Origin of the sequence: Nonomuraea bangladeshensis, assembly GCF_039529455.1 — a bacterium.
GTDB classification, from domain to species: Bacteria; Actinomycetota; Actinomycetes; order Streptosporangiales; family Streptosporangiaceae; genus Nonomuraea; species Nonomuraea bangladeshensis.
The window spans coordinates 143,502-155,842 of sequence record NZ_BAAAMV010000005.1 but is presented as its reverse complement, the minus strand read 5'-3'; the positions used below and the strand labels follow the sequence as shown (position 1 = coordinate 155,842).

Annotated in this window: 11 protein-coding genes; 5 read left to right on the top strand and 6 right to left on the bottom strand. The window is 64.4% G+C overall.

What is annotated here, in order from left to right; all coding sequences use genetic code 11:
* Nucleotides 1–65: 65 nt before the first annotated feature.
* Nucleotides 66–1,748, bottom strand: coding sequence for an Eco57I restriction-modification methylase domain-containing protein (locus ABD292_RS16530; RefSeq protein ID WP_344208135.1), 1,683 nt, complete (start codon nucleotides 1,746–1,748; stop codon nucleotides 66–68).
* A gap of 134 nt (nucleotides 1,749–1,882) precedes the next feature.
* Here ABD292_RS16530 and ABD292_RS16525 point away from each other — a divergent pair, with 134 nt between their 5' ends.
* Both ABD292_RS16525 and ABD292_RS16520 read left to right on the top strand, forming a co-directional pair.
* The gene (locus ABD292_RS16525; protein ID WP_344208134.1) at nucleotides 1,883–2,602 is read left to right on the top strand and encodes a PaeR7I family type II restriction endonuclease; all 720 of its coding nucleotides are present in this window, start codon (nucleotides 1,883–1,885) and stop codon (nucleotides 2,600–2,602) included.
* Between the two features lie 466 nt (nucleotides 2,603–3,068).
* Nucleotides 3,069–3,377 (top strand): CPCC family cysteine-rich protein, encoded by a 309-nt coding sequence (locus ABD292_RS16520; RefSeq protein ID WP_344208133.1) that lies wholly within the window; start codon nucleotides 3,069–3,071, stop codon nucleotides 3,375–3,377.
* A gap of 434 nt (nucleotides 3,378–3,811) precedes the next feature.
* On the opposite strand, the gene ABD292_RS16515 is transcribed toward ABD292_RS16520, so the two are convergent.
* Nucleotides 3,812–3,964, bottom strand: coding sequence for a hypothetical protein (locus tag ABD292_RS16515; RefSeq protein WP_344208131.1), 153 nt, complete (start codon nucleotides 3,962–3,964; stop codon nucleotides 3,812–3,814).
* A gap of 547 nt (nucleotides 3,965–4,511) precedes the next feature.
* Nucleotides 4,512–5,111: a hypothetical protein gene (locus ABD292_RS16510; protein WP_344208130.1), complete on the bottom strand. Its 600-nt coding sequence runs from the start codon at nucleotides 5,109–5,111 to the stop codon at nucleotides 4,512–4,514.
* A 178-nt stretch (nucleotides 5,112–5,289) separates the two neighbouring features.
* Between ABD292_RS16510 and ABD292_RS16505 the strand changes: the two genes are divergently transcribed.
* Nucleotides 5,290–5,679 carry a VOC family protein gene (locus tag ABD292_RS16505; RefSeq protein ID WP_344208129.1) on the top strand — a complete coding sequence of 130 codons (390 nt, stop codon included), beginning with the start codon at nucleotides 5,290–5,292 and terminating at the stop codon, nucleotides 5,677–5,679.
* 1,078 nt (nucleotides 5,680–6,757) lie between these two features.
* Here the strand turns inward: ABD292_RS16505 and ABD292_RS48975 are convergent.
* Nucleotides 6,758–7,162, bottom strand: coding sequence for an NPCBM/NEW2 domain-containing protein (locus tag ABD292_RS48975; RefSeq protein ID WP_425565129.1), 405 nt, complete (start codon nucleotides 7,160–7,162; stop codon nucleotides 6,758–6,760).
* A 931-nt stretch (nucleotides 7,163–8,093) separates the two neighbouring features.
* Between ABD292_RS48975 and ABD292_RS16500 the strand changes: the two genes are divergently transcribed.
* Together ABD292_RS16500 and ABD292_RS16495 are read left to right on the top strand one after the other, a co-directional pair.
* Entirely contained in the window at nucleotides 8,094–8,504 is a 411-nt protein-coding gene (locus ABD292_RS16500; RefSeq protein ID WP_344208128.1) for a hypothetical protein, read from the top strand.
* A 462-nt stretch (nucleotides 8,505–8,966) separates the two neighbouring features.
* Nucleotides 8,967–9,530, top strand: coding sequence for a dihydrofolate reductase family protein (locus ABD292_RS16495; RefSeq protein ID WP_344208127.1), 564 nt, complete (start codon nucleotides 8,967–8,969; stop codon nucleotides 9,528–9,530).
* A 375-nt stretch (nucleotides 9,531–9,905) separates the two neighbouring features.
* Here ABD292_RS16495 and ABD292_RS16490 read toward each other — a convergent pair whose 3' ends face one another.
* Nucleotides 9,906–10,964, bottom strand: a complete 1,059-nt coding sequence (locus tag ABD292_RS16490; protein ID WP_344208126.1) for a hypothetical protein — start codon at nucleotides 10,962–10,964, stop codon at nucleotides 9,906–9,908.
* 460 nt (nucleotides 10,965–11,424) lie between these two features.
* Nucleotides 11,425–12,330, bottom strand: coding sequence for a S41 family peptidase (locus tag ABD292_RS16485; RefSeq protein ID WP_344208125.1), 906 nt, complete (start codon nucleotides 12,328–12,330; stop codon nucleotides 11,425–11,427).
* Between the last annotated feature and the right edge of the window lie 11 nt (nucleotides 12,331–12,341).

Here is a 12,341-nt window from a genome sequence, read left to right as displayed (position 1 = left end):
GCCACGTTCGACGCGGTGCGTCTACCTTACGACGTACTCCTCGTATCGCTCCTCTAGGTGCTTGGTTAGTCTGGCCACTCGGTCAGCCCGTACACCGCCAGCGCGGCTTGCGTTGCGGCAGTGACATCGCGAGCGCGAAAGGCGGCGACAAGTTGGGCACGTTGCTCAGGAGCGATCTCCTGGGTCATGGGCACCGGGATGCGGCGGAGGTACTGCGCTTGGAAGCGCAGAGTTTTCCCTCGCATTTTCACAGCATAGGCCTCTACGAAAGCTTCTGCGACCTTTGACAGAAGGAGCCCGCCCAGCACCTCCAGGTCCCAGATTTCCGAGGTGATGAAGTATAGGTTGTGATGCGGGTAAAAGCCGCCCTTGTCGAGGACCGGATGACTGCTCAACTTCATGTCTGGAAACAAGAGCTTGGTTCGGGCATTCAATCCATGCTCAACTTTGTCAATGGTCTTGTACCACTTGTCGGGGGCCTTTTTGGCTACGTACCGCCCTGCGAGCGCCAGCCGATGTCGCTTGAAGTGCTCAGCAAGCTTCGGAAATTTATTGAGATCAACAAGTTGTCCGTGTTCATCCCACGGGTTGACGAGGTAGTTGCCCGACCATTCTAGAGTGCCACTGATTGTGTCACGGACCATTGCTAGTGGCAGAAGCCGATCCGACTCGACAAGACCCTCATCAGTTGTGATGAAGACCTTGTCTGCTCCGGTGGCAATACCGATCCCCACTCGTACCCCTGATGCCTTATCGCCTAGAGGAGTGAAGCGCTCCGCTAGATCTTCTAGCGCCGCCAAGCGGGCTGGCGATCCGGTCGGCCAGAGGTCGTCACCTGGAAACCAGTGTGGCATTCGCGCAGCTTCATATGACCCACTTTGCGACGACTGACCAGGGTCGTGAGCCACCCATCTCAGCAGTTGCTGAGATGCCGCCTTGTCGAAGCCGCGATTAGCGTCCACAACGACAGCCGAGCCCTGCTTGCCGCGACGCAGGATGGTAACGGCAGGGTACGCGGCCACCTGTTCCTCGAATGCATCGACGTCGTGCATCGACACGCAGGCGTCTAGGGCGAATTCCGAGCTCACGAGCTTACGCAGCTCTCGGCCATACTGGTTACGCATCCACCGATCAGCACAGATGAACCCGAGACGCCCTCCCTCGCGCAGAGATCTAAGGCCAGCTTCAAAGAAGCCGATGTAGATGTCAGCGCGACCTACCATGGTCCGCCAGAGAGAGCGGTACAGGTTGGTCCGATCCTCTGGAACATCCTCAAGGCGGATGTACGGCGGATTACCCACAACGACATCCACCCCACGATGCGCCGCCTGCTCCAGGAGGTAGTCACCACGACGTACCCACGCGGTTGCGACCGCAGACGCCTCGTCGGACGTCCAACCGTCGGCGGCAAGTACACGCTCGACGCGAGCGCGAGCCGCTGCCACGTGCTGGGGCAGGAGATCGCAGGCTGACACCGCGTACGTTGCATCGATGATGCTGCGGTCATGAGCGCGGCAGGAGGCACTTACCCTCTCTGCGATGACCTCTAGAAATGCCCCTGTCCCGCATGCGGGCTCCATGAGGCGGAGCGATGCAAGGTCCTCGGTTGACTGGTAGTTGAGAAGGTCGAGGATCATCTCCACGATCCAACGACGAGTGAAGACCTCGCCGTGCTCAACGGCCTCGTCAGAGATCTTCTGCAGCGAAGCACGAGGGACAGGGCTGCCGTTAAGAGCGAGCGTTTCCACAGGCGCCACCTTACGGGGAGGAGGGATGGGGGGTCGCACCGCATGCTTGAGCTTTGCTGGCGCACGAGCAGAGGTGATGACGTAACCTTGATCAGATTCGGGGACCTGAGTCAGGGTCGAGGGGAGCACCAGCGGTGCACAGCGACGACGTTCAGCGAGCGATCGAGTCGTTCTGGTCGAAACGAGAAGCGCAGCGGGCGCTGCTTGAGGATCAAGGCAAGTCAGGCGGAGCAGCTCGGGCTAATGGCCACATGGGCGAAATCGAGAAAATCGTTGCCAAAGAGTTTCGCGATGCGGGCATTCCGGCCAAGTGCATCAAAAGGGGCAGGCCGTACTTGCCTGGATACTTCAGAATCCGCAAACAGTGGGACTTAGTCGTGATCCTAGACGGCATTCTAGTAGCAGCCATCGAGTTCAAATCTCAAGTTGGCAGCGTCGCCAAGAACATCAACAACAGGTTTGAAGAAGCTCTCGGGACGGCGACCGACACCCACGCAGCGCAGCAAAAGAACCGGCCCTACGGCGACGTGCCACCGTGGTTGGGGTACGTGTTCGTCCTGCAAGAGACAGATGAAACGGAAAAGAAAAACCTCGAAACAAAGGCGCTTTTTCCGATTGATCCAGTATTCGCAAACTTGTCCTATAATGAGCGCTACCAGGAAATGGTAAAGCGCTTCATAGGAGAGGAAGTCTACCATGCGGGATGGTTCTTAACGACGAAGGTCGTAGAGGAGGGGATCGTTTACAACGAGCCGCTCGCCACCGCAAGCGCCGAAGCCTTCGCTGCCCAAATCCGAGGACGTGTCGAGTTTGTCAAGGCTGTGCTGAAGGCGCGCACATCAGGCGCAGACTAGTCGTTCCACTGCTGAATTGAGCTTATGGGGTATCAAGCGGCGGCGCGGCGCGCCGCCGTACCCCCGGCCCTCCGCCCGCCCGCCGTCCGGGCGTGCGGCCTGGGGGCCGGTCCCGGACGGCGGCGGGACACCGGGCCGGCCACCGCACGCCGCCCCCGCCGTAGGGACCGAACGCACCGACTGGGGTTGCCGCGCCGCCGCACAGATGCAGCCCTACGATCGCCACTGCATGGCTGGCCCCCGTATGCGCTTGGGGGCGATCGAAGGTCCAGGGCTTCGTTCCTCAGCCCTGGCCCACCGTATTCCCGTGTGCGGGTAGTGGTCATCAGGCGGTAGGAGGCAAGCCAGGCGGTACCGCGGGCGCGAGTCGCGGATCTCTGGCAGCTTTCCGGGCACGAGGCGGGAGTAGGTACAGAGTTGCCGATTGAGATGAAGATGTTCGGAGCCGTACGGCATCATGACGGATATGACCCATCTCAGCATCGAGGAGATCCGCGAGCGCAAGCGATGGGTCTTGTCCGTGATGGCGGAACAGGGCGGAGACTTCCTCCGGCTACCGCCTCGCGATCAGCCGTACATGTGCCCATGCTGCTTTCATCCGACCCTTCAGTACCGCGGGGGTTTCGGGTTCTGCGAAGAATGCTGGTGGGAGGACGACGGACAGGATGATCACAACGCTGATGTCGTCATGGGTGGCCCCAACGGGGAGGCCAGCTTGACCGAAGAGCGGCGGCGCTACCGAGAAATGCGGGGGCTGCCGCCGCTGGAGCTGTGACAGTAACGGCCACGAACGATGGCCGATTGGCTGACTCCGCCTCGCGGGATATACGCGGGATCGTGCTTCCTGTAGGCGACGTCTGTGAGGCATTCCCAGAGGTCAGGGGCCTGATGCAGTCAAGAACGTCGGCCCGCTGTAAAACCGTCGGCTCAGCCTACGCAAGTTCGAACCTTGCACCTGCCACCAGCAGTAACAGCAGATCAGAGGCCCTACGGGGCCTCTTCTGCGTTTCAGACGTCATGCAGCCGGATGCCGCCGTGAACGGCCTGTGGTCGCAGGTCCCGGATATGTCCGGAATGGATCATGGAGCGTTTTCCCTGGTCGGAGGCCGTGATCCGGAGGATTCGCGGAATGCTCGGGCGTGGGAACGCAGTGGGAACGGCGAAGGGCCCGGGTGGCGTTCCGGGACCCTTCTGGGTGGTGCTGGTTGATCACGCAGGGTGGGCGTCCTCGATCCGCTTGTTGGCGATCTCCTGTTGGCCGTCGAGGCACTTGACGTAGACCCTTAGCAGCACGTCCACACCGTGTCCGGCTCGCTCGGCCACGTCCGGAGCGGCCACGCCCACGTTCAGCCAGAGGGACACCGCAGCGTGCCTCACAGGTCTTACGGGCGGCGAGCGAGCGGTGAGGCGAACTGGGCGGGCGTCAGGGCCAGCTTCCGGGCCTCTCGCCAGACCTCGGTGTAGGCCGTCGAGGCGACGACTCCATCACGCTCGCTGCGGAACAGCCGGCCATCCTCAGCGACGCCGAACTCCTCGATGTGTTGCCGAAGAATCCGAACCAGCTTGGGCGGGATGGGCACCGGGCGGACATCGTCGCGGCCCCGGTGCCTTGAGGCCGCGTTCCTCGTGGGCGTCCCCGGTGTCGGTCCACTGGACGTTGACCTCCGGGCGGGAGACATCCACGAGGATACGGCCCCAGCGAGTTGCCGGAGGTTGGCAGTCCTGCTGTCGGAGCGCCAGCGTCTCGCCGGGGCGGAGGGCGGCGTAGTACATGCATGCGAACATGGCCTGAAGTCGGCGCTCGCGGCCCCGCCCGCCCACGGAGGCAACTGCGGCCAGCAAACGCCTCAGCCTGACGAGGATTCACCACCACCCGCGGATCCACCGTCTCCGTGGTCTTGGGCGGCTTTCACTTGACCTTGTGCACGGGGTGGGCGGGCAGCTCCTTCAGCTCCACCGCGTACTCCAGAACGGCGTGAAGGACCGCGCGCTTGCGGCGGATCGTATTCGCGCTCGCGGTCTTGCCGTCGAGGCGGAGGGCGAGGGCGTCGGGCGCCAGGCGTACCGTCTTGGTCTCGTTCAGATCGGTCAGGTTGAGCGAGGCAGCTTCCAGCCACCGAAGCGCCTGCTTGCTCTCCAACGGCACATCAAGGCGACGCCTGGCCTCAGGCAGGAGAGCGTACTTGCGCAGAGCCGCGCGCAAAATCCCGGCGTCCGGACGGCCGGGGCGCTCCTTCGTGAGAGCGGGCAGGACCGTGGCGAGAGCGTCAGAGATGCTGTCGCGCGTCTTGGCCGCCGCGTGCGGCCGCTTCATGCCGACATACGCACTGACGAAGGCGTAGACGGTACGGGCCTCCTTCGCCTTGAGCACCGACTGAGGGAGGCCCGTCTCCAGGTCGAACAGCTCACCCTTCTTGGCCGCCTGGCGCGGGTCAGAGAGCCAGTTGTTCGCCTGCGCCGAGGTGCGGAAGGTCTTGGACTTCTCCCGGCCGGCCACGGTCCAGCGCACGGTGTAGGAGATCGTCTTGCGGTCCGGCCGCCTGACCGGCCACCACACCCTCGGCGGCTATCGCCGCTTCTGTGGGATTGAAGCGCGGATGCTTTTTCCCAACGGTAAGGACCCGGAGATCACTCGGTCCCGGTGATGACACCCCCGTGCAAGACCCGGCCACGGGAGGATGGGGGACATGACGCACTACAGCAGGCTCCACAAGATCGTGATTGATGTGCCGGAGGGCGATCACGACAAGGAACTGACGTTCTGGCAGGAAGCAACCGGCCAGGCGTTGACCCCCTTCCAGCGGTACCCGGAATACCACGGCGCCCTCTTATCCGGTGACGTCTTCGCCCTGCTCATCCAGCGACTCGGGACAGGCCCTGCGCGTGTCCATCTCGACATCCACACCGACGACCTGGAGGCGGAGACCGCGCGCCTGGAGGCCCTCGGCGCCCGACGTCTGCGGCTGGTGAACGACCATTGGTGGGTTATGGAGGACCCCGCCGGGCTGCCCTTCTGCGTCATCCCCCAGCCCTCGGGTTCCCTGAACGAGCACAATGCCCAACGCTGGGACGACTGACAGTGCCTGATCCGGACCGAGTGAGCGTACGACACCCGACCGGCGCCGTCGCACACATGCGGCCCTTACGATCGCCACGGCATGGCGGGTCGCCGTAGATCGCTGGGGGCGATCGACGATCCGTGCTTCGTTCCTCAGCACGGCTCACCGAAAAAGGCGGTTGCGGTCAGTGTCCAATCTGAGGCCTGCTGCAGCCGTTTCAAGGCATCTCTCATGATCCGGAACATGCACGGAATGATCTTCAGGACCAGCGTCTTGCCAGGCGGTCGTCACGCAGGTCAGAAGCTGCATCCAGCCGGAACGGGTGACGCCCTGTAAACCGTCGGCTCAGCCTACGCAAGTTCGAACCTTGACCTGCCGCCAGCAGTAACAGCAGGTCAGAGGCCCTACGGGGCCTCTTCTGCGTTTCAGGGGTGTGCAGCCAGAGCTGCTCTGAGCGGCCTGTTGTCGCTGGTCCACCAATAAACGTGCAATGACCTTGGCGGCGTTTCCGCTGGTCAGTCCATGGTTTGCGGCCAATGCGCGGCCCGGAGCCCCGCTGGTGGCCGGGGCTCTGGATGGGGTTGGGCTGTGAGTCATGCGGCGAGGGCTTCGTCGATCCGCTTGTTGGCCGTCGATGCACTTGGCGTAGACCCTCAGAGGACATCAACGCTGTGGTCGGCTCGTTCGGCGACGTTCGGAGCTGGCACCCCCGCGTTGAGCCAGAGGGACACCGCCGCGTGCCGGAGATCGTAGGGACGCTTGACGAGCGGAGAGGCCACCTGGGCGGGCATTAAGGCCAGGAGCCGAGCGGCCTGCCACACCTCTGTGTACGCCGTTGAGGCGACAACACCGCCTCGCTCGCTACGGATGATCCGGCCGTCCTTGTCCGTTCCGTACTCGGTGGGGGACGCTCGCGAGGAACGCGGCCTCAATCACCGGGGCAGACAAGACGTCTACGGCAGATCTCAACGCATGGAAACGTCGGAGAAGGACTTCTTTGCTTCGCAAGCCAGCCATCAACTGCCTAATGTGGAACCTTTTGCTTTAGGGTCCGCCATGCTTTCCCCTATCCCTGCGGTGTGGATTTGGCGAGATGTTACTCTAATCTCGCCGCTGCCCATACAAATGTCTCCAGGTCTGGATTGCAAACCTGCTCATTGCCTTCAGGGGCAAGAATTACCAGCTCCACTCGGAGGATGTTCTTAACAGATATGTCAATGGGGATCGCTTCTCCGGCCTGCCTGGCTTCTTTGGTGAATAAGCGCTTCCCGTCGCCGTATATGGCAAATGTCAAGGGAATCTCTTCAGGGGAATCATCGGCAAGGCCTGCCAGTGCGCGAAGTCGATCATACTTGCGACCTATGACATAAGCTTGCGATACGGGTCGGCCTAATTCGAAGCAGAACGGGACGAGTAGGGCTTGCTTATATGAGCGGGCGTTTAGATTGGCCGATCCGACTGTGAGGGTCTCCTGTACGGGGGTAAGTCCTAAGAGGGGCATGGTTGGTGAAGAAGGCTCGCTAGTCTCAGGGCCTGCAGAAGTAGTGCTAGCGGGTTTATTTGAATGATCCTCTGTAAGGAAATTCGACTTACTGCTCGGGGTGGCGTCGTTCAAGGCTGGTGCGGTGACTGTTATCGTGGCAGTTGGAGTTGCATCCTGGGCTCCAACTTGTATCCATCCCGTAGCCATTCCACCCATTGCCGTGACCACGGTACTCGCAAATCCAAGTCCTAGCGTCCAATACGCTAGACGAGTCTTTTGCCGTTCTGTCCCCTCTGTTGATTGATTGGAAGGGGCGGGCGGATTCTGATTCACGGCGACAGGGTAGCGCAGGTTCTTCTCCCAAATCACCGAGTCGCCCGAAGTGGCATAGATGCCCTATGTCCCAATATGTGGGTAGTTCTCCATTCCTGCTCTGGATGACCGGTTAGGGGCAGCGTCTCCGGCGCGGAGTTCGAAAAGCTCCTGACTGACTTCGAGCACGAGGCCAACCACCTGGAGACGCGCGACGCCTATGGCACCGAGGTCGAGCTGCCTTATGCGTAGCCGGGCCCGGCGACGCCCTGGAAAACCGTCGGCTCAGCCTACGCAAGTTCGAACCTTGCACCTGCCACCAGCAGTAAGTGCAGCTCAATGGCCCTATGGGGGCCTCTTGTGCGTTTCAGGGGTGTGCAGCCAGATGCAGCTCTGAGCGGCCACTCGGTGAGCCAGGGCGAGGAGCGAACTTTGGATCGTCGATCGCCCCCACCACGTATGGCGGCCGGCCACGTTGTGGCGATCGATCACGAACGACGCTGCTCGAAGGGCTCCGGTTTGCCCCGAAGTCTTTCGGCGTTGCGGGGCCGCTTCTTCCGCGCATACTCCGGATCATGGCCGTCCACCGCGTATATCCCGTGACCAGCGAGACGGCCGTGACGACCTGACGCTCTGGATGCGCCTGCGCCTGCGCCTCGGGGCGGCCCGGTTCGACCTCAGGGCCGATCCGCCCAGAACGGATTCCGCCCGGCAGCGTGTTGCGGAGGTCCAGGCCGCGTTGCCGTTCGCGGGCGCCCCCACCATCGAGCAGCAACTGCTGGCCGTGCGCGCCCGGATCGCCGTCCTCACCGGCGACCTCGACGAGGCCCGTACGGTCCTGGACCGGCTGACCGGCTTCGACGACCTGCTCACCTACCAGGAGCGGATGCGGCTCGACGTCTTGCGCAACCGCGTTTTGCTCCTGGAGGGCGAGCAGGACACCGCGCTCGCCGGGCTGCGCAAGCTCGCTAAGCAGGCCCAGCAAGGCGGCAACATGAACCTGGCCGCGGACATCTGGCGACTCGTCGCCGAATCCCTGACCAAGTAGGGCGCTGTCCCGGCCCGGGTGGCGGCGTGCTGCTCGCCGCCATGACGGTCCAGAACTCCCATTCGATCCGTTCGGTCAGTCTGCACCACCAGCAGTAACAGCAGCTCAGAGGCCCTGCGGGGCCTCTTGTGCGTTTCAGGGGTGTGCGGCCAGATGCCGCTCCGGTCGCGTCTCCGCTCTCGGCCTCGAGCCGCCCGTCGAGATGCGCGACAAGCAGGGATGGCGTGACGAATGTACGTGCGATGGGATCAGGTCGGTGCGCGCGACCTGCCCGGCTGTCCCACCTGTCTGGGCCGAGGGTCGGTTATCCACCTCGGGGACTCGAGGCCCGCGCGTACGCTTGTCCGCGCGCCCTGTCCCGCCTGCTCCGGATTTCGGCATAGATCGGTGTGGCCTGACCGATGATTTTTCCGCGCCGTGCTGGTCTTTACGCCTAGTACCGACTTACAGGAGGCTGACGCCATGCGGAAACTGACCTTCGGCATGAACCTGAGCCTGGACGGCTATGTCGCTGCACCCGGCGACGATCTCGGCTGGAGCGTACCGAGTGACGAGCTGTTCCAGTGGTGGTCCGACCGGGTGGGCGCGACGGACCTGGCGCTGTACGGGCGCAGGTTGTGGGAGACGATGAGCTCCCACTGGCCGACCGCCGACCAGCAGCCTGGCGCCACGCCGGCGCAGAAAGAGTACGCCCGCCGCTGGCGGGACATGCCGAAGGTGGTGTTCTCCTCGAAGACCATCAAGGTCGACTGGAACACCCGCCTGGTCACCGGCGACGCGGTCACCGAGATCACCCGGCTCAAGGCCGAGGACGGTGCCCCCATGGACATGTGCGGCGCCACACTTGCCGCAGCGGCCGCACGGGCCGGACTGATCGACGAGTACGTGCTGGTCACCGCACCGGTCTTGCTGGGCGGCGGCAAGCCGTTCTTCACAGCCCTGGACAACTGGGTGAACCTGACCCTGGTGGAGACCCGGACGTTCCCCGGCGGCGTACTCCTGACCAGATACGAGACCAGGCGCTGAGCACCCCCTCGGATCGGCCCGTGCTCTGGGCTACCCGAGGAAGGGGCGCACGGTGCAGATGAGAAGTACAGCTTGTCAGCGAGCCCTGGCCGGCGCTCGGAGCCCTGTGGGTTGGCTGCGTGTCACGACGCCAGTGCCTCTTCGATCCGCTGTTGGCGATCTCCTGTTGGGTGTCGATGCACTTGGCGTAACCCCAGCCAGAGGGTCGCCGCCGTGCCGCCGGCCATCCGTCCGCTCGTCGTCCGAGGGATGCGGCCTGAGGGCCGCTCCCGGACGGCGGCGGGACACCGGGGCGGGCACCCCACGCCAGCCTCGCCGTACCAAGCGGACGCTCCTACCGCGAGCCGCGCCGCCGTACGAAAGCAGCCCACGTGGTCAGCGCCAGATGACGGCCTGGGTGCCGCGGCCGGTGCTCCAGTAGTAGGTGACGGAGCCGGCGATCCAGCCTGAGTTGTTGATGTCGAAGGCTTGAGTGCTGGTGACCCGCGCGTCCGTGGGCAGCGGCAGGAGGCGGGGCTGGGCGGTGGGGGAGTCCCACAGGGCGGCGAAGCTGTACCAGTCGCCAGCCTTGCTGTAGCCGCCGACGATCTGGCCGCGGTCGTTGATGGCGTCGGCACCGGCGTAGTCGGAGGCGTCGGCGGGCAGGGGAAGGGCCGTCATGGAGGAGCCGTTCCAGAAGAAGCCGCGACGGCGGCCGTCGGCCGTGTCGGAGTTGCCGACCACCTGGCCGAAGTTGTTGATCGAGTTGGGTGCGCTCATCCCGCCGAGCGTGCCGAGCTCGCGGCCGGTGCCGTTGTGCCACAGGTACGCCTGGTAGGTCGACAGCGGCAAGCCCTCGTCGTTGACGGTGTAGTTGTCGGCGCCGACCACCTGGCCGCGGTCGTTGACGGCGTTGGCGGTCAGGCCAGGGCGGCGGTCGATGGCGGTTCGTACGTCACCGGACAGCAGGAAGGCGCGATATTCGGCGAATCCGGGCGTGGGCGCGTAAGTGACGACGACGTGCCCGTTGGCGACCGCTGCGGCGCAGAAGCCGGGGGCGCCGTGCGCGCCGAGGTCTGTCATCTTGCCGTTGTGCCAGAGGAAGGGAGTCCACTGGCCCGAGGGCAGCTCGCTGCAGCCGACGACGCGCCCGTCGTCGTCGATTCCCGAGGCGAAGCTGGTCTCGCCACCGAGCGTGCCGAGGTCGGTCATCGTGCCGTTCTTCCACAGGAACGCGTGGCTGACCCCTGACTCCAGCGGGCTGTCGCCGACGACGTGGCCGCGGTTGTTGATCCCTCGGGCGATGCTCCATGTGCCGCCGAGGGTGCCGAGGTGGACGATGCGGAGGCGCTTCGGACTCGCCGCGGCGGCCGGCGGCGAGGCGAGCGGGGCTAACGACGCGGTCGTGATCAGGGCGATGGCCATGGCCATGGCACGGCGGAGGGATCGACGCATGTTGAGGATTCCCTTCGAGGGCACGCACGGGGCGATGTCGTGATCAGCGTAGGCACGGCCCAGGCCGATGTTTCTCACGGAATCCTTACGTCCGGCGGGCATCGCGATGATCTTGCAGCTTTGCCCGGGATGCTCTCCGAAACTTTCTGGCATGCCTGCTCACGTGGATCGCAGCTACCCACTTGCTGCTTGGTCTTCCCGCGCTTTTGATGACCCTCCGGGGCGGAACGCGGGAGCCTCGACCTGTGTGAGTGTGCGCGCGTTCGTGATGGGCGTCGTCAGGCGAGTGCGGCGGACACGAGCGGCCGGTGTCGACGGCGATCATTTTCCGCGCGCCCTCAGCGCAAATCTCCTCGGTAGGGGTGGCCTGGGGCTGAGCGGTCAGCGTTGGCAGAGCCGTAGAACGTCGAAGGCCCATGGTTCGCTCGGACGCGGTTCGGTACCAGGCCCGGAGTCTGCGTCAGCCTGCCAGTCGGGCGAGTGCCAGTGCGTGTGCCTGGTCGAGGGATTCCGCGGCAGCGCAAGGGATGTCCGGCTGCACACCGGTGCCCTCCCAGTTCGTGCCGGAGACGGGGTTGATGGCGCGGCCCGTGGGGACGGTGACCTCCAGATGGGGGTGCACGGTCCAGCCCTTGCACGGGTGCGCGCCGCCGCGGGTGGGCTCGCCTACGACGACGGCGCGGCCGAGCTGCTGGAGGTCGTAGGCCAGTTCCTCGGCGGCGGAGAAGGTGCTGTCACTGGACAACACGTACAACGGTTTGCTGCCGCCGAAACGCGCGCCGGGAACGTGGGGCAGACTCCAGGACTGCTCGCTGCGTTCGCCGCTACGCCAGTACATGCTGTTGAGGTGGGTGCGCTCGTCCAGCAGGTAGCTGCAGACGAAGGCGACGGTGTTCGGGTCGCCGCCCCGGTTGTTGCGAAGGTCCACGATCAGCGCTTGGGCGCGGGAGGCCAAGGTGAGCGCGGCGCTCAGCGGTTCGGCGGCCCACTCCAGCGGGAACAGCATCGGCGCCAGCTCCACCACGGCGACTCCTCCGTCGAGCAACTCCACCCGAGGCGCACCGCCCAGCGAGGTGTCGAAGTCCCGGCGGATGGATTCCAAGGTCGCCGCGCCCTGCTCGGGGGACACCGGGTCAGCGTGGTGTTTCAGTCTCAGATGCTTGTCGCCGTTGACGGACTGCAGGTCCGCAGTGACCAGACGGGCGAGTTCCTCGGCAGTGCCGGCGTCGTACGCGCCCTCGGCGAGGCGTCGTCGCAGCAGGTCGGTGAGCTGCTCGGCGATCTCAGGGAAGACGTAGTGCTCGGTCAGGAGTCGGGCTGTCTCGTTGATGACAGGGGCCGGCTGAAGATGCGTCAGAGTCGTCACGGCAGGGAGTA